The organism is Streptomyces sp. NPDC044719 (assembly GCF_056433405.1).
The window spans coordinates 608,698-625,244 of the sequence record NZ_JBWKHE010000004.1; the positions used below are offsets into that span (position 1 = coordinate 608,698).

Sequence of the window (16,547 nt, forward strand, 5' to 3'; positions counted from 1 at the left end):
CTAGGGTTTCTCCCCCCCCCTCACATGTGTGTCCTCCCTCTCCAAAAGCAGGGAGAGGCGGGGGGGAGAAACACGGCGGTTCCGCGGTCGGGTGCGGGCGGCCTCCCCCACTGCCGTGTGCTGATGGGGCGAGTGGGTGTCCGGCTCAGCCCACGACCCGGCCGAGCTCGATCCGGTCGATGTTCGGCGCCCACGCGCTCGCGTTGCCGAACGTCACCTTGTTGACACCCTTCCTCAGATCGACCGGGACGCCGACCGTCCAGTAGTCGTCGAAGCTCCAGGTGTTCTTGAAGGTGACCTTCACCGGCGCCGCCGTTCCGACCGTGATGTCCGCCGTACGGGACATGATGTCCGTGTTGTAGGCGTGGCCGTTGTCCCTGCGGTCGTTGTGCGCGTAGTGGACGACCAGCACATGGCGGCCGGACCGGGGCGCGTTCACCGTGAACTCGGCGGTGCTGGACGCGCTGTTGCCCAGCCGGCCGATGTACGAGCCGGCGGACGCGTGCGGGGAGTCGACGAGCTCGGCGCCGCCCGCGAGCACGGCCGAGGCGCCCTCGTAGGAGAGGGTGCCGGAGGCCGAGCCGTCGCCGGAGACGTCGAGGGAGCGCACGGCGGCGTGGCCCGACGTCATCGCGATGCGGTTGTTGCCCGCGACCAGGTACAGCCGCAGCGGCCGGCCCGGCGCGGCCGTGACCGTCTCGCCGTGCAGCGCGAGCTTCACCGCCGCCGACGCCCGCGGCACCACCGTGTAGTAGCCGTCACGCGGGGCGTAGACGTCGAACACCGCCTTGTCGCCCGAGCGCAGCACCAGGGCGCCGGTGCCCGTCCCGGCCGAGGACGAGTAGTCGTACGACGGCTTGCCGCTGATGTCCGCCAGGGTGGCCTCGTACGACGCGGAGGCCGCGCCCGTCCGCGTGGTGAGGTCGATCCGGTCGAGCGTGACCTCTGCGTCGCCCTTGGACAGGGTCAACTGGTGCGTGCCCGCCTTCAGCTGGACGCCGACTTCCTTCTTGGCGCGGTACGTCCAGTTCTCGGTGGATGGATAGCCGACCGTCACCGGGTCGCCGCCGTCGACGGTCAGCTTCTGCGTTGCGGGGCCGCCGGACTGGTTGCCGTACAGGATCGCCAGGTCGTACGTCCCGTCCTTCGGCACCGTCACCGTGAAGGCGACCTTGCTGCCGGGCTGGTTGAGCGAACCGACGTCCTTGGTGCCGGAGGCCGCGTAGCCGTTGGCGTTCTGCACGGTGCCCTGCGTGTACACCTTGCCGTCGGTGATGGCCGCCTCCTCGGCCTCGTACGACGCCGACCACGGGACGGAGGCGGCGGACGGGGTGCCCGAGCCGCCGGGGGTGAGGACGATCCGGTACGCCGACATCTTGTGCAGTCCGCGCAGCGGGACGGTCACCGAACCGTCGTCCGCCACCTTCACCTTGGTGCGCGCCAGGACGCGCGGCGCCGCGTGCTGACCCTCGTAGCCGGACCAGGCGGCCTCGGCGACGGTCGCGGTGACCGTGCGGCCGAACACGGACCGGGGCACGTTGTGAACGACCACGTCCGAGTCACCCGAGGAACCGCCGAGCAGCACCTGCGCCTGACGGCGGGAGGCGTCGAGGGAGGCGAGCCCCTGGAGCGTGTCGATGGAGTTGGGCTGCGGCGGCGTCACCCGCACGGTGTTCCCGGTCATGCCCGCGTACCAGCGGAACAGCCACCAGCCGCCGTTGGGGATGTTGGAGCGCACCACATGGCCGCTGAGATTGCCGGCGGCGTCCCAGTAGGCCATGTTGGCGTACACCTTGTTGCGCTCGAACATGGAGACCCACTGCACGAGCTGCCCGGGCACGGACAGATCGCGGCGGTTGGCGTACTCATCGATGTTGATCTTCAGCGGGGCGATGCCCGCCTCGCGCTCCAGCTTGCGGTAGTCGTCGTAGTGCGCCTGGAAGTCGCGCAGCGAACCGGAGCCCAGCTCGTGCCAGGTCATCACCTGGGGCAGCACGTTCTCCCGCTTGGCGAAGGCGAGGAAGTCCTTCAGCAGGCGTGTGTGGTAGGCCGCTTCATTGGGTCCGGCGATCCGCGCGTCCGGGTCGATCGCGCGGATCCGCTGGTACACCGTCTTCCAGTCCTTGAAGAACCGGTCACGGTTCTTCTCGTACTGCGCCTGGTCCTGGACGTCGAGCTTGTACCAGATCTGGTCGGGCTCGTTGAACGGGATGTAGACGAAGCGCTCGCTGTTCGGGTCGGCCGAGACCTCCTTGGCGATCTTGTCGACCTTGGGGAGGTAGTCGTCGATGCCGAGGTCCTCGTACGGCCACTTGGCGTAGATGTCCTGCATCATCACGTTGATCTCGCCGCCGCCGTTGCGGAAGAACGACTTCGAGACGGTGAGCGCGTCGCCGTTGGGGTGCTGAGCGCCGCCCTCCGGCTTCTGCGAGACGCTGGTGATCTTCAAGGGCGCCATCGCGGCATCGCTGGGCACACCGTCGTCGCTGAGCCCGTACAGCGAGCCGTTGGCGCCCAGCATCACCGGGCCCTCGGAGGCGTTGAGGTCGACGGTGAGGCGCTGGGGGTCGGCCGCGGCGGCGGGATGGGCCGCGGGGAGGGTGCCTGCCATGGCGGCTGCTCCAAGTAGTGCTGTGATCAGGGCAGTTCTGGTGCGGGATCTCGTGCGGGCGGGGGTGCTCACGCTGCTGGACCTCCAGTCACTTGACGGCTCCACTGGTGATTCCGGACACGATCTTTCGCTGGCCGACGAGGAACACGGCGACCATGGGCAGGCTCATCACCACGACGTACGCGAAGACGAGATGCCAGTTGTTGAGATAGAGCTGGGCGCTGGCGACCTGGTAGAGGTTGAGCGGCAGGGTCGCCCTCTCTCCGCCGCCGAGGACGAAGAACGCGTAGAAGACATCGCTCCAGGCGTAGAGCATCACCATGATCGTCGCGGTGGCGATCACCGGCCGCAGCAGCGGCAGGACGATCCGCCAGAAGATCCGTGACGGCGTCGCCCCGTCCATCCGGGCCGCCTCCTCCAGCTCCATGGGGATGGCGCGGATGAAGCCGGTCATGAAGAAGATCGACGTCGACAGATACATGCCGGTGTAGACGGCGATCATCCCGGGGCGGGTGTTGGCCAGCCCCAGCTGCCGCAGCTCCATCACGATGGTGATGACAGCCGGCGGCAGCAGCAGTCCGCTGATGCACAGCGCGTACGCCGCCGAGACCAGCTTCGACTTGCGGCGGGCGAAGACCCAGGCGGCGCCCGCGCCCAGAATCAGCACCAGCACGACCGAAGGCACCACGACCAGCAGCGAGTTGAGAAAGCCGCGCAGCATCTCGCCCTCGCTCACGGCGTCCGCATAATTGCTCGCGGGCTGCCAGTGCCCGGGCAGGTCCAGGTTCGGCTCGATCGCCTCGGCCTGCGGCTTGGCCGAGGTGACGGCGACCAGCCAGAGCGGCACGCCGACGGCCAGCGCGGCGAGCAGGACGACGAGGGAGGGGCGGCCGTACCGCCACACCGCGGTCACAGCAACTGCTCCCTTCGCCGGAGCCCGACGACCAGCGGGATCGCCACGGCGACCACCACCAGGAACAGGACGAGGCTCATCGCGGAGGCCTGGGCGTACAGGCCCTGTCCGAAGATCCGGAACATGTAGATGTTGAAGACCTCCGTGGAGGCCGCGGGGCCGCCGCCGGTCGTGGCCTGCACGATGTCGAAGGTGTTCATCGAACCGATCAGCGCCGTGGTGACGTTGAAGGTGACGGCCGGAGCGAGCATGGGCCAGCGCACCGACCAGAAGGTCCGCCACGGCCCGGCACCGTCCATCCGGGCGGCCTCGAGCATGTCCGACGGGATGCCCTTGAGCCCGGCCAGATAGATCAGCATCGACAGGCCCATCCACTTCCAGCCGTGGATGAGGGTGACGATCACCAGCGTCCAGGTCGTCGAGCCCAACCACGGAATGTCCGTGCCCAGCAGGGAGTTGACGGCCCCGTCCTGGTCCAGCAGCGCCTGGAACACGTAGCCGGTCGCGAGCGCCGAGATCAGGACCGGCAGGAAGAAGACGGCACGGAAGAACCGGTTGAACCGGCTGTCGTCCTCCAGCAGCAACGCCAGCACGAGCCCGAAGCCGTTCTGGAACAGCGCCGCCAGCAGCGCGTACACCAGGGTCGTACGGATCGCGCGCAGCAGCGAGCCGTCTTCGGCGATGGTCCTGAAGTTGTCCAGGCCCGTGAAGGCGATGTCCGCGTGGTACGAGGACCAGTTGGTGAACGGGTAGTAGAAGTTGAGCAGGTTCGGCACCAGGAAGAAGCCCGCGAAGACCACGATCGCGGGCAGCGCGAACCACCAGGGGTGGTGCACGGCCGCGCGTGGCAGCCGCCCCACCTTCTTCGGCGCGCCCCTGACCGGCGCGGGCTTGGTACGTACGACCGTGTCCGCCATGGTCAGAACCCGGGGGCGCCCTGGGCCTTGGCCACCTGCGCGAACTGGTCCTGGATCGCCTGGGCGACCTGCTGCGGGCTCTTCTTGCCGAAGATCATGTCGGCCAGGTAGAGGTGGGTGTCCGGGGCGACGATCGCCTTGGCCTGGAAGACGCCGATGGCCTTCGGCAAGGCGGCCACCTGCGCCTTGGACGTCTCGGGCAGTCCGCCGGGGGTGGGCACGTCCGGCCGCACGGACGGGATCTTCATCGTCTTGATGTAGTCCGGGTAGTCCGGCCCGAGCCAGAAGGCGAGGAACTGCCGGGCCGCGTTCTGCCGCTTGTCGTCACCCGTCTTGAAGGCGACGACACCGTTGGTCTGGTCGGGGGAGTACAGGCCGGTGGCCGAGGAGTTGGCGACCGGGAACCAGCCGATCTTCTTGTCGATCTCGGCGGTGGAGTACTTGGCCTGCAACTGGCTCTGGAAGGAGGTGACGTTGAGTACCATCCCGGCCTCGCCCTTCCACAGCGCGTCGGCCTGTCCGGTGAACGTGCCCGTCCGGTAGTTCTTCTGGGCGAGCCCGGCGTCGAGCAGCTTCTCCTTGTACTTCTTGATCGCGCCAACGACGACCGGGTCGGTCCACTTCTTCTTGCCGGTGTTCAGATCGGCCCACCACTGCTGGTCGAGGTCGGTGAGCTGGAGCTGCATCTGCCACTGGAGCGGCCACTTGTCGCCGCCGGCCTCGTAGAAGCCGGCCGCGTCGGTCTTGTCGACGACCTTGCTGCCGAGGGCGAGCAGCTCGTCGTAGGACTTGGGGAAGTCCTTCTCGGCGATGCCCGCCTGCTTGAAGACGTCCTTGTTGTAGTAGACGCCGAGCATGGCGGGGCTGGTGACGATCGCCGCGTACCGCTTGCCGTCGATCACGCCGAGCGACTTCTCGGTCCCGCCGAGCTCGGCCTCCCACGGCTCCCCGTCCAGGGTCAGGAGGTTCTGCTTCGGCTGGACGAACGGCAGGGTGGAGATGGACGGCTGCCAGAACATCAGGTCGGGGCGGTCGCCGGACGCCAGCTTGGTCGGCACGTTCTGCTCGTAGAGGTCCGGGATCGCCTGGGTGTCGACCTGGGCGCCGGTGGCCTTCTCGAAGGCGTCGATGACCTGTTTCGGCGCGTTGACCGTGTTCTGCGCGGTCCACATGGTCAGCTTCACGCCGTCGAGGCGGGCGGTGGGATTCACCGCCGACCGCTCGGCGTCCGAACCGTCCGAACCGGAGTCCCCGGCGGTCGGGTCACTGCACGCGGTGGCGGCCAGGCCGGCGGCGCATATCAGTGCCAGGGCGGGGAGAGCTCTTCTCTTCATCTCGTGCCTTTCCGGAGCAGGCGGTGCGGTTCAGGAAGCGGGACTCACAACTGCTGTGCGGATGAGCGGTGTTCAGTGACCGGCGGGCGGCGGCCCCGAGCTCTCCCGCACCACCAGTTCGGGTACGGACACGGGATGCGGGGCGACCTGCGCCGACTCCTCCAGCACCCCGTGCAGCAGGGCGAACGCCGCCCGCCCGAGGCCGGTGAAGTCAAGGCGTACGGTCGTCAGGGACGGTGTGAGGAAGGCGGAGTGCGGGGCGTCGTCGAAACCGGCCACGCTGACCTCGCCCGGCACCGGGCGGCCGGTCTCGTGCAGGGCGCGGAGCACGCCGAGCGCGAGATCGTCGTTGCCGCACAGGATCGCGGTCACGGACGGGTCGCCGGCCAGCTTCAGTCCGGCCGCGTGACCGCCCGCGGGCCCCCAACTGCCCTGGACGGGGCGGGGTTCCGGGGCGCCGGCCTCCTTGAGCGCCTGCCGCCAGCCGCTGGTGCGGGCGCTGGTGCGGCGGGTGCTGGACGGGATCGCGACGTAGTGCACGGTCTCGTGGCCGAGGGAGAGCAGATGCCGGGTGGCCTGGTAGGCGGCCTCGCGGTCGTCGGCCCAGACCCACGGGCGGTCGCCGCCGGGCGGGCTCGCCGGGGTCTCGACCACGCCGACGACCGGCAGTGCCGCGGGCACGGCTCCCAGCGCCCGGACACCGGCCGGATCGTAGGCGATCACGATCAGCCCGCCGCCCGCGTCCGCCGCGCGCTGCACCTCCGCGGCGACGGCCGCGTCGTCGGCGGACTCCAGGACCCCTATCCCGACCGCGTACGACGCCGCGCGGGCCGCCTCCTCGATGCCCTGGAGGATCGAGGCGTAGCCGTAGTGGGTGGTGTTCGCGGTGAGCACGGTCACGGCCCGGCTGCGGCCGCTGGCCAGGGCGAGGGCGGTCGCGTTGCGGCGGAAGCCCAGTTCGTCGATGGCGGCGAGCACGCGCTCCCGGGTGGAGGGCCGGACGCTCGGATGGCCGTTGATCACCCGCGAGACCGTCTGGTAGGAGACCCCCGCCGCGGTCGCGACGTCCCTGATGCTCGCCGGGCGCCTTGTGTGACCGGTCACATTCATGCGAGGATTGTGACCGGTCACACTTGGGTCGTCAAGAGACCGTAACGAGGGATTCACGCGGACCGCCGCTCCCGGAGAACGGGGCGGGGCCAGGAGGGGGAGCACCTTGACCGGCACGGCGGAAGCGGCGCACATGGCCTCCAACCAGCGGCAGGACGAGTTCACTTGGGGACATGAGGCCCTTCGGGCACGGTTCGCCGTCGCCGCCGACGGGACTCTGCGACTGATAGAGCTGGCCGGGCCCGACGACGAGACCCCCGCCGCCCCCGACTCGGCGCTCCCGCTCGTGGAGCTCAGCGCCCTCGGCCACGGCAGCGGCTGGTCAGGCCCGCGTTTCACGGGCACGGCCTTCGGCACACGACTCGCCTACCGGGCGCACCGCACGGGCAGACGCGACGGCTGGGACTGGCTGACCGTCGAACTCCACGATCCGGGCACCGGCCTGACGGCGTTCGCCGAGCTGACCTCACCCACCGGCCTGCCCGTCCTGCGCTCCCGCGTCCGGCTGCGCAACGAGGGCCGGGAACCCCTCGTCGTCCAGTCCGTCAGCAGCCTGCTGCTCGGCGGCCTGCCCGCCCCGGACGCCCTCGACGTCCACCGGGCCCGCAACGACTGGCTCGCCGAATGCCGCTGGTACGCCGAGCCGCTGCGCGCCGGCGTCGCCGACATCAACATGGACGTACACGAGCACGACAGCCGGGCCGCCCTCGCCCTGACCGGGCGCGGCAGCTGGCCCACCGACGGCCATCTGGCCATGGGAGCGCTGACCGAGCGGGACGGTGGCCGGGCCTGGGTGTGGCAGGTGGAGTCCCCGGCCGGCTGGCGCTGGGACGTCGGCCAGCGCGCCCACGGCACGTACCTGGCGCTGAACGGCCCCACGGACGCGGAGCACCAGTGGCGGGTCCGGCTGGCCCTCGGTGAGGAGTTCACCACCGTGCCCGGGGCCCTCGCTCTCGGCTCCGGCCTCGACGCCGCGATGGGCGCCCTGACCTCCTACCGCCGGGCGATCCGCCGCCCCCACCCGGACCACACCGCCCTCCCCGTCGTCTTCAACGACTACATGAACACCCTCATGGGCGACCCGACCACGGCCAAACTGCTGCCACTGATCGACGCCGCCGCCGACGCCGGAGCGGAGTACTTCTGTATCGACTCGGGCTGGTACGACGACGACACCCGGGGCTGGTGGGACAGCGTCGGTGCCTGGCAGCCCTCGCCGCGCCGCTTCCCCGACGGCGGCATCCAGGCGGTACTGGACCGGATCCGGGAGCGCGGGATGGTGCCCGGGCTGTGGCTGGAGCCGGAGGTGGTCGGGGTGCGCAGCCCGGTCGCGGCCGAGCTGCCGCCCGAGGCGTTCTTCCAGCGCGACGGCCTGCGCCTGACCGAACAGGGCCGCCACCAGCTCGACCTGCGGCATCCTGCCGCCCGCGCGCACCTCGACAGGACGGTCGACCGGATCGTCGGCGACTGGGGCGTGGGCTATCTCAAGCTGGACTACAACATCGTGGTCGACCCGGGCACCCAGGCCCCCGGCGACCTCGCACCGGGAGCGGGCCTCCTCGGCCACGCCCACGCGTACCTCGACTGGCTCTCCGCCGTCCTGGACCGCCACCCCGGCCTGGTCGTCGAGAACTGCGCCTCGGGCGGCATGCGCATGGACGGGGCCACCCTGGCCGTCGCCCAGCTCCAGTCCACCAGCGACCAGCAGGACCCGCTGCGCTACGCGCCCATCGCCGCCGCCGCGCCGACCGCGGTCCCGCCCGAGCAGGGCGCCGTCTGGGCCTACCCGCAGCCCGGATTCGACGACGACCTGATCTCCTGGACCCTGGGCGGGGCCCTGCTCGGCCGCATCCACCTCTCGGGCCATCTGAACCGCATGTCGGAACACCAACTGGCCCTCGTACGGGACGCGGTCACGGTCTACAAGTCGATCCGCGGCGACCTCGCCCGGGCCCTGCCCTTCTGGCCGCTCGGCCTGCCCGGCTGGGCGGACGAGTGGCTCGCCCTGGGCCTCAGGCTCCCCGGCGACCGCACGGCCTACATCTCGGTCTGGCGCCGCGGCGGACCGTCCGAACTCCGCGTCCCCCTCCGGAACCTGGAGGGCCGCACGCTCCACACGGACGTCCTGCACCCCGCCTCCCCGGATGCGGGCCGAGCCACCTGGGACGGAACGGAACTGACGGTGTCGGTACCGCGCACGCCCGGCGCACTGCTGATCCGGCTCACGCAGAACGACTAGGAGGTTCGGGTCCTGATCGGCCGGTCAGGAGCTGTGTGGCCCGGGCCGGGTCGACAAGGGCCTGGCGGACTTCGTGCCCGTCGGCCAGGTGGTCCTTGCCGCGCTCCGCCGGCTGGGGTCCGAGTTCGACCGCTCTCTCATCGAGGCCGAGCTCTTCGCCGAGTTCGCGGAGCAACGCCTCGGTGTAGTCCTCCCCGTCCTCCAGCGAGCCGCCAGGCGTCGCCCAGAAGCCGCCGTTCTCGTCGTACCGCAGCAGCAGGACGCGGTCGTGGCTGTCGAGGACGACAGCGCGAGCGGCTGCCCTCACCGTCGGAGGGGAGTTCGTCATGTCCTCCAGCGTCGGGCGCGCCGTGGGTTGTTCAGGGTGAGGGAGCAGGTTTCCGAACAATCAGGTGGGCGCTGGAATCGGTGCAGCGGGGGCCGGCCGGCCGGCTCGGATTCGAGAACAGCAGGACGTCTGGGCGCCGGCGCAGGCACTCCCCGCCGTACCGTTTCCGCGCGATCGAAGGACGATGACGTGAACCGTAATCGTATGGGCCGACTGACAGACGCCGCCCTGGTACCCACCGCCCGTATGCGCCGGCGGGCCGCGACGACTGCCGTGACGCTGACCATGGCGGGCACACTCGGGTTCGGCCTGATGGCGCCGGTGGCGTCTGCCGCCAACGGGCCCTGCTACGACGGGCGGTGCAAGACCACCGTGTCGGCGCCCAAGACCATCAAGGTCGACAGCCGCAAGTTCGGGTTCGGCAAGCTGAAGATCACGAGCATCAGCTCCCGGTCCGTGAAGATGTCGGCCGCCGGCGGAAGCCTCAGCGGCAGCACCAGCCCGGGCGGCACCGTCAAGTTCAACAACCTGAAGATCTGGGTGAAGTCGGTCTCCGGCGGCAAGGCCAAGCTCCAACTGTTCCCTACGCGCTACTGAGCCTGTAGCCGAACCCCGGCGCGGTCGTCCCGCGCCGGGGCGCTGCGTCGCCCGTCACTGTCGTACGGCGGTCCGATCGCGTACGGCGTTGCGTTCCCGGGCCTCGTCGCGGGCGTCCCGGCGGAACGCCCATGCCATCTCGGGCTCCATCACCCACCGGAACAGCCGCCGTACCGGCGGGGTGCACAGCGCGGTCACGACGACGGCCGCGACGGCCGTGACGACGAGCTCGCCCAGGGGCCGGTGGACCCACGCCGGGTCGTACCAGCCCCAGAACTTGGACCCCTGGGCGACGAAGCCGTGCAGCAGATAGCCGTACAACGTGCCCGCGCCCAGCACCGTGAACCAGGCCCGGCGCCCGGGCACCCAGGCGAGGAAGCACGCCACCAGGACCAGCGAACAGCCGAAGAGCACCAGCGTCATGACGGGCCCGGACCAGGAGGGCGCCGCGAGCTCCTCCGCGCTGTCGCGGTGGTAGAACCAGGCGCCGGTCATCCTCGGCACCGCCCAGTAGGCCACGACGACCGCGGCGGCGAAGACCGGCACGGCGAGGATGCGCACCTTGCGCCGGCGCACCAGCCGGAAGTGCTCCGGCTTCAGGCACAGGCCGAGGACGAAGTACGGCAGGAACTGCAGGGTGCGTTGCAGATCGAGGTCGTTGCCGACGGACGGCGAGAGCGTCGCCAGCATCGCGATGACAAGGGCGACCGGCAGCGGCCACCGCACATGCCGCCACACCGGCGTGGTCAGCCGCCAGATGAACAGCGCCGCCAGGAACCAGGTGAGGTAGAGCGGATCCAGCAGGCTGACCGGCCGGTCGGGCTCCTGGTCGGTCCACCGGGTGAACAGGGTGTACGCCGTCTCGAAGACGACGTACGGCACGGCGAGCCCGGTGATCAGACGCCTGATCCGCCCCGGGCCGGCGTCGAAGGAGCGCGAGAAGTAGCCGGAGACGATGATGAAGGCCGGCATGTGGAAAGCGTACACCACCATGTACAGCGCGCTCGCGGCCCGGCTGCCGTCGCGCAACGGCTCCCAGGAGTGCCCCATGGCCACCAGCACGATCGCCAGATACTTGGCGTTGTCGAAGAAGGCGTCCCGCTGCCCGGACCGCTGCGCCCGGGCGGCGGCCTCGGACGCTTCCTTCCGCCCCCGCCCGCCGTCGGCCGGTACCACGGCGCGCATGCGCAGGGTGTCCTCGCTCATCGCGCCTCCCGCGCGCGGTGGGGGAAACCGGGACGGGAGGGAACGCGTCTTGCCGGAGATACGGCAGTGGGGTGCCGGTGAGACATCCCCGCCGCCTCACCGCTACGCGGTGACATAAACCGCTCTCCGGTGTGGATGTTGCACGGATCACACCCTCGGCAACGGTGCCGCCCCGCCGCACGTCACGCGGCGCGCCGGCACCGTCGCACGGGGCGCGTCAGCTCACCGAGCAGGTGGCGCCGTTCAGCGTGAACGCCGTGGGACTGGGGTTCGCGGTCGACCGGGTGGCCGTGAAGCCGAGGGTGACCGAGCCCGCCGCGGGGATCGTCGCGGTGTACGAGGCGGCCGCGACACTGACCTCGGAGCCGCTCTGCGTCGCCGTGCCGCCCCAGAGGTTGGTGATGCGCTGACTGTCGGGGAAGGTCCAGCGCAGCGTCCAGCCGTTGATCGCCGACGTGCCGGTGTTGCGCAGGACGATCTCGCCCTGGAAGCCGCCGGGCCAGCTGCTCGTCACCCGGTAGCCGACGCCGCAGGCCGACGGTGTGCCGCCGGGGGAGGTCGTGACCGTCACCGTGGCCGAGCGGGGTGACCGGTTGCCCGTGGCGTCACGGGCGTAGACGGCGAAGGTGTGGGACGTGGCGGGGGAGAGGCCGGTGAGCGTGGCGCGGGTGGTCGCCGTGGTGGTGGCGACCGTCTCGGCGGTGCCGTTGACCCGGACGACGTCGTAGCCGGTGACGCCCGTAGCGTCGGTGGCGGCGGCCCAGGACAGGGTGACGGACGAGGAGGTCACCCCGGAGGCGGTCGGGGCGCCGGGAGCCGTCGGGGGAGTGGTGTCGCCACCGCCGGAGGAGTAGATCGCGGCCTCCTTGGCGGTGGCGGCGATCCCGTTCGCGCCGTTGAAGAGCCGCTGCCCCCAGGACGTGAGCTGGTTCGGATCGAAGTTCGTGACCATGTCCAGGTACTCGACCCCGCCGCCGTTGCCGCTCCAGGACCAGCCGAGGTAGCCGAGGCGGAGCTGCTGGGAGACGGCCAGGATGGTGTCCTCGTCGGGGTTTCCGTCCGAGTGGTCATGGCCGAACTCGCCCACGACGATGGGCAGTTTCGCGGTGACGAAGCGGTTCAGATAGTCGGTGATCTCGGCGGCGGTGTCGAAGACGCCGTACATGTGGATGGAGAAGACGGTGTTGGCGTCCGGGTCGGCGGCGAAGACCGAGGCGGCGTTGTCCCGCATGGTGAACGCCCAGTCCTGGCCCCAGTTGGGCGCGTCCACCATGATCGTGTGATCGAATCCGGCGCCCCGGAGCTTCTGGATGGCCGCCTTGGTGTCGGCCGTCCAGCTCGCGTAGCCGGTGTTGCCGTACGGCTCGTTGCCGATGTTGACGATGACGTAGTCCTCCTGACCGGTCAGCGCGCTCCGCACGCTGATCCAGTACTCGGCGGCGCGGGCGAGTGTGACGGCTCCGCTCTGCTCGCCGTAGCCGGTGGTGTCATGGACCTCCAGCACGCAGATCAGCCGGTTCTGCTTGCACTGGGAGACCACGTTCGCCACGTCGGCGGTGTCGTTGCGGGTCCAGCGGTCCCCGCTGGAGAGGACGACACGGACGGTGTTGGCACCCTTCGCCTTGATGTGGGAGAGGGAGCTGATCCGGTCCGGATACCAGGTGTGGGCGTGGTTGACGCCGCGCATCACGAAGTCGTTCCCGGAGGCCTCCAGGAGACGGCCGTTCTCGACGCGGAAGCCGGTGGGGGCGGCCTGTGCCGGTGTACTGAGGGCGAGGCAGGAGAGCAGGAGTCCCAGGAGGGCGGCGGCCACGCCGGCCACTCGGGGGACGGAGGCTGTGCGGGGTCTCATGGCGGCTCCAGAGGGGGGAGTTGACGAGAAGTCGGGCCCGCGCCGGTGTCAGGCGGCCGGGGTCTTCGCCGTGCACGTGACGGTCGCCGCCGGGGTCCCGGCCGTTGCCGGGGCCGTGGCGACGAAGCCGAACGTGGCGCTCGCGCCGGGGGCCAGCGCTCCGTTCCATGCCGCGTTCGTGACGGTGGCCGTGCCGTCGGCGGCCGTCGTGTGGGTGCCGTTCCAGACCTGGGTGAGCCGCGCGCCGCCGGCCGGTACGACGGTCGCCGTCCAGCCCGAGGCGGCGGAGGCGGACGTGTTCGTCACCGTCACCTCGCCCTGGTAGCCGCCCTGCCAGGAGGAGACGGCCCTGAAGCGCGCGGTGCAGGCCCCGGGTTCCTCACCGGGATCACCGGGATCGCCCGGGTCCTGCGGGACGCCCGCGTCGAGGACGGCCGAAAGGGCCGGGTACCAGCGGGCGGCGATCTTGTCGTCGCCGGAGGCGTTGGGGTGCACGCCGTCGTAGGTGTCACCGGCCGTGCTGAACCCCGTCCACTGGTCGACCACGGTGACCGGGGAGCGGTCGGTGCTGGTCGCCCGGGCCCAGGCGGGGATCCGCGCGTTGAAGTCGACGACGCGCTGCGCACAGGCCGCGCAGCTGCTCGGGTTCATCGGGATGAGCTGTGCGACGAGGATCCGCATGTCCGGATCGGAGGCCCGCATCTGCGTCACGAGCTTGGTGTAGGCGGCGAGGATGCGGTCGGGGGAGATGCTGCTCCACACGTCGTTCGTGCCGAAGTGCATGACAACGATGTCCGGGCGGGTGGCGGCGAGCCTCCCCGGGAGCAGGTTCTGGTCGGCGACGTTCGTCACCAACTCACCGCCGTGCCCCTCGTTGTCGCCGTCGTGTGCCTGACCGCACCCCTGTGTGGGGAGGGTGCCGACGAAATCGATGTCCGTGTATCCGCTGTTCACGAGCCGGTTCCACAACAGCGCCCGCCAGCAGCCCGGCGAGCCGGTGATCGAGTCGCCCAGCGGCATGACCCGGACGGGATCCGCGGCCGGAGCGGCCGTCGCGCGGGGTGCGACGGTCAGACCGAGGGGGAGGAGCAGGGTGGCCAGGAGGCCGAGAACCGTGAGGATCCGTAAGTGCGGGGACGAGTGGCGGGTGCTGCGCATGGTGGTCCCTTCCCTGAGGTGGGAGCGCTCCCATGACATCAAGCCATTGTTGTCATTGACGCGTCAAGAGGTCGGGCGGGGTGGGCCGTCACCGCCCTACGTTCCACTGCCGTTCTGCCTTTGCCGGGTCATGAGGCATTGATGACCGAATGCCCAGAGAGTCGAGGTCATGATGGTCGGCGTTGATAAGGCATGCCTTGGCTAACTCGCTTGCGTGGCCGGCCGGGCAGAGGGCCGGGAGGGTCGCAGCACATGGGGGACGACGCGTTTCCGAGCTTTCTGATCGGGCTGAGAGAAGGACTGGAAGCCGGCCTCGTCGTTTCCGTGCTGGTCGCCACCCTCGTGCGGGCGGGCGCCAAGTCCCGGCTGCCGCAGGTGTGGACCGGGGTGCTGGCCGCGATCGCGCTCTCGATGAGCTTCGGAGCGGTCCTCACCTTCACCGCCGCCTCCCTGTCCACCGCCGCTCAGGAGGCGTTCGGCGGCGCGCTGAGCATCGTGGCCGTCGTCTTCGTGACCGCGATGGTGTTCTGGATGCGCCGCTCGGCACGCAGCCTGGCGGGCGAGATCAGGGAGAAGGTCACCGGCGCACTGACCATGGGTGCCGGCGTCCTGGTCCTCATCTCCTTCCTGGCGGTGGGGCGCGAGGGCCTGGAGACCGCGCTGTTCCTGTGGACCACGGCCCGTGCGGCGGACGAGTCGGCAGGGCCCATGACCGGCGCCGGCGTCGGGCTGGTGCTGGCGGCGGTGCTCTGCTGGGGGCTCTACCGCCGGGTGCTGTCCATCAACCTCACCCGCTTCTTCACCGTGACCGGCGCCGTCCTCGTCGTGATCGCCGCGGGCGTGCTCGGCTACGGGCTGCGCGACCTCCAGGAGAGCGGGGTGCTGCCCGGAGGTACGGCGTACGCCGTCGACCTGAGCGGCGCCGTCGACGCCGGGTCCTGGTACAGCGCTCTGCTTCAGGGCGTGCTCAATCTGACGCCGACGATGACCTGGCTCCAGGTGGTGGGGTACGTCGGGTATCTCGGGGTGGTGATGCCGCTGTTCGTACGGGGAACCCGGGCCGTCACCCCACCCGCCTCCCCGGCACCGGACGGGCCCGCGCCCGCCCCGGCGCCCACTCCCACCCGCCCCGGCTGGCTCCTTCCCGTCGCCGTGGTCGCCGTCCCCGCGCTGCTGGCCGGCCTCGTCGTCGGCGTGGCGCGCCCCAAGCCCTCCGGCGGCGAGACCGTGTCCGTCTCCGAGGCCGACTGCGGGCGAGGGTTCAGCGCGCCGAAGCCGGGGCGGCAGACCTTCCGGATGCACAACACCGGGAACCAGACGTCCGAGGTGTACTTCGTCGACCCGGCCACCGGCGCGGTCTACGGCGAGATCGAGGGTCTGGCCCCCGGCACCAGCCGGGACCTGGCCGTAACGGTGGCGGGCGGTACGTACGCCTGGCGCTGTGTGCCCACCGACGGAAGGGCCGTCACCTCCACGGCGGTCCGGGTGAGCGGCTCCGGAGCGGCCGCGGCCGTCGTGCCCGTCTCCGCGCACGACCTCGTCGCACCGCTGCGGGCCTACAAGGCGTACGTGAACCGGGGCCTGGCCGCCCTCGTCACCCGGACGCGCGCACTCAGTGACGACATCCGGGCCGGCCGCCTGGACACGGCCCGCACCGACTGGCTGAGCGCGCACCGCACATACGCCTCCCTCGGCGCGGCCTACGGCACCTTCGAGGACTTCGACCAGAAGATCGACGGCAGGCCCGACGGTCTGCCGGACGGGGTGCACGACAGGGGCTTCACCGGCTTCCACCGGATCGAGTACGGGCTGTGGCACCACCAGACGGCCGGTGCGCTCAGAGGCCCGGCACGACAACTCGCCGATGACGCCGCTGGGTTGCGCAAGGCCTTCCCGCACCAGGACTTCGACCCCTCCGACCTGCCCCTGCGCGCCCACGAGATCCTGGAGAACACCCTCCAGTTCGAACTGACCGGCGACGCCGACCAGGGCAGCGGCACCGGTCTGGCCACCGCCGACGCCAACCTCGCCGGGACGCGCGAACTGCTCACCGTGCTCAGGCCGTTGCTCACCACCCGCGCTCCGCACCTGCTCTCCACCGTCGACGCGGACATCGCGCGGCTGCGGAAGCTGCTCGACTCCGAGCACCACGGGGCCGGCTGGACTCCCGTCGAGCGGCTCGCCCCGACCGCCGAGGACCGGATCGACGGGGCCACGGGACAGCTCCTGGAAGACCTCTCACCGGTGCCGGACCTGCTTGAGATCAGGAAGTCCGCATGAGC

At 70.6% G+C, this 16,547-nt stretch carries 12 protein-coding genes; 3 read left to right on the top strand and 9 right to left on the bottom strand.

Features of this window, described 5'->3' with window-relative positions:
* Positions 1-145: 145 nt before the first annotated feature.
* The 5 genes from AC07DF_RS18790 to AC07DF_RS18810 form a co-directional block, all read right to left on the bottom strand.
* Positions 146-2,611: a CBM35 domain-containing protein gene (locus tag AC07DF_RS18790; RefSeq protein ID WP_478972016.1), complete on the bottom strand. Its 2,466-nt coding sequence runs from the start codon at positions 2,609-2,611 to the stop codon at positions 146-148.
* An 88-nt stretch (positions 2,612-2,699) separates the two neighbouring features.
* The gene (locus tag AC07DF_RS18795; protein ID WP_478972018.1) at positions 2,700-3,524 is read right to left on the bottom strand and encodes a carbohydrate ABC transporter permease; all 825 of its coding nucleotides are present in this window, start codon (positions 3,522-3,524) and stop codon (positions 2,700-2,702) included.
* The gene (locus tag AC07DF_RS18800) at positions 3,521-4,441 is read right to left on the bottom strand and encodes a carbohydrate ABC transporter permease (RefSeq protein WP_478972020.1); all 921 of its coding nucleotides are present in this window, start codon (positions 4,439-4,441) and stop codon (positions 3,521-3,523) included. Before AC07DF_RS18800 ends, AC07DF_RS18795 begins: the two co-directional genes overlap by 4 nt.
* A gap of 2 nt (positions 4,442-4,443) precedes the next feature.
* Complete coding sequence (locus AC07DF_RS18805) at positions 4,444-5,775, bottom strand: ABC transporter substrate-binding protein (protein WP_478972022.1); 1,332 nt, start codon at positions 5,773-5,775, stop codon at positions 4,444-4,446.
* A 72-nt stretch (positions 5,776-5,847) separates the two neighbouring features.
* The gene (locus AC07DF_RS18810; protein ID WP_478972024.1) at positions 5,848-6,885 is read right to left on the bottom strand and encodes a LacI family DNA-binding transcriptional regulator; all 1,038 of its coding nucleotides are present in this window, start codon (positions 6,883-6,885) and stop codon (positions 5,848-5,850) included.
* 133 nt (positions 6,886-7,018) lie between these two features.
* Between AC07DF_RS18810 and AC07DF_RS18815 the strand changes: the two genes are divergently transcribed.
* Positions 7,019-9,124: an alpha-galactosidase gene (locus AC07DF_RS18815; protein ID WP_478972735.1), complete on the top strand. Its 2,106-nt coding sequence runs from the start codon at positions 7,019-7,021 to the stop codon at positions 9,122-9,124.
* On the opposite strand, the gene AC07DF_RS18820 is transcribed toward AC07DF_RS18815, so the two are convergent.
* Complete coding sequence (locus AC07DF_RS18820; protein ID WP_478972026.1) at positions 9,108-9,452, bottom strand: NUDIX domain-containing protein; 345 nt, start codon at positions 9,450-9,452, stop codon at positions 9,108-9,110. The two genes, AC07DF_RS18815 and AC07DF_RS18820, sit on opposite strands and share 17 nt — an antisense overlap.
* 204 nt (positions 9,453-9,656) lie before the next feature.
* On the opposite strand from AC07DF_RS18820, the gene AC07DF_RS18825 reads away from it, so the two are divergent.
* A complete protein-coding gene (locus AC07DF_RS18825) occupies positions 9,657-10,049 on the top strand; it encodes a hypothetical protein (protein ID WP_478972028.1) in 393 nt (130 codons plus the stop codon).
* A gap of 54 nt (positions 10,050-10,103) precedes the next feature.
* Here AC07DF_RS18825 and AC07DF_RS18830 read toward each other — a convergent pair whose 3' ends face one another.
* The 3 genes from AC07DF_RS18830 to AC07DF_RS18840 form a co-directional block, all read right to left on the bottom strand.
* Complete coding sequence (locus AC07DF_RS18830) at positions 10,104-11,255, bottom strand: acyltransferase family protein (protein WP_478972030.1); 1,152 nt, start codon at positions 11,253-11,255, stop codon at positions 10,104-10,106.
* Positions 11,256-11,472: 217 nt separating this feature from the next.
* Complete coding sequence (locus AC07DF_RS18835) at positions 11,473-13,107, bottom strand: cellulase family glycosylhydrolase (RefSeq protein WP_478972032.1); 1,635 nt, start codon at positions 13,105-13,107, stop codon at positions 11,473-11,475.
* A 48-nt stretch (positions 13,108-13,155) separates the two neighbouring features.
* Positions 13,156-14,265, bottom strand: coding sequence for a GDSL-type esterase/lipase family protein (locus AC07DF_RS18840; protein ID WP_478972034.1), 1,110 nt, complete (start codon positions 14,263-14,265; stop codon positions 13,156-13,158).
* Positions 14,266-14,517: 252 nt separating this feature from the next.
* On the opposite strand from AC07DF_RS18840, the gene efeU reads away from it, so the two are divergent.
* Complete coding sequence (gene efeU, locus AC07DF_RS18845; RefSeq protein WP_478972036.1) at positions 14,518-16,545, top strand: iron uptake transporter permease EfeU; 2,028 nt, start codon at positions 14,518-14,520, stop codon at positions 16,543-16,545.
* Positions 16,546-16,547 lie beyond the last annotated feature (2 nt).

Coding starts and splice junctions, on each gene's coding strand:
- AC07DF_RS18790 (WP_478972016.1), bottom strand. CDS start 2,611: ATGGCAGGCACCCTCCCCGCGGCCCATCCCGCCGCCGCGGCCGACCCC.
- AC07DF_RS18825 (WP_478972028.1), top strand. CDS start 9,657: ATGGGCCGACTGACAGACGCCGCCCTGGTACCCACCGCCCGTATGCGC.
- AC07DF_RS18800 (WP_478972020.1), bottom strand. CDS start 4,441: ATGGCGGACACGGTCGTACGTACCAAGCCCGCGCCGGTCAGGGGCGCG.
- AC07DF_RS18840 (WP_478972034.1), bottom strand. CDS start 14,265: ATGCGCAGCACCCGCCACTCGTCCCCGCACTTACGGATCCTCACGGTT.
- efeU (WP_478972036.1), top strand. CDS start 14,518: ATGGGGGACGACGCGTTTCCGAGCTTTCTGATCGGGCTGAGAGAAGGA.
- AC07DF_RS18805 (WP_478972022.1), bottom strand. CDS start 5,775: ATGAAGAGAAGAGCTCTCCCCGCCCTGGCACTGATATGCGCCGCCGGC.
- AC07DF_RS18830 (WP_478972030.1), bottom strand. CDS start 11,255: ATGAGCGAGGACACCCTGCGCATGCGCGCCGTGGTACCGGCCGACGGC.
- AC07DF_RS18810 (WP_478972024.1), bottom strand. CDS start 6,885: ATGAATGTGACCGGTCACACAAGGCGCCCGGCGAGCATCAGGGACGTC.
- AC07DF_RS18820 (WP_478972026.1), bottom strand. CDS start 9,452: ATGACGAACTCCCCTCCGACGGTGAGGGCAGCCGCTCGCGCTGTCGTC.
- AC07DF_RS18835 (WP_478972032.1), bottom strand. CDS start 13,107: ATGAGACCCCGCACAGCCTCCGTCCCCCGAGTGGCCGGCGTGGCCGCC.
- AC07DF_RS18815 (WP_478972735.1), top strand. CDS start 7,019: ATGGCCTCCAACCAGCGGCAGGACGAGTTCACTTGGGGACATGAGGCC.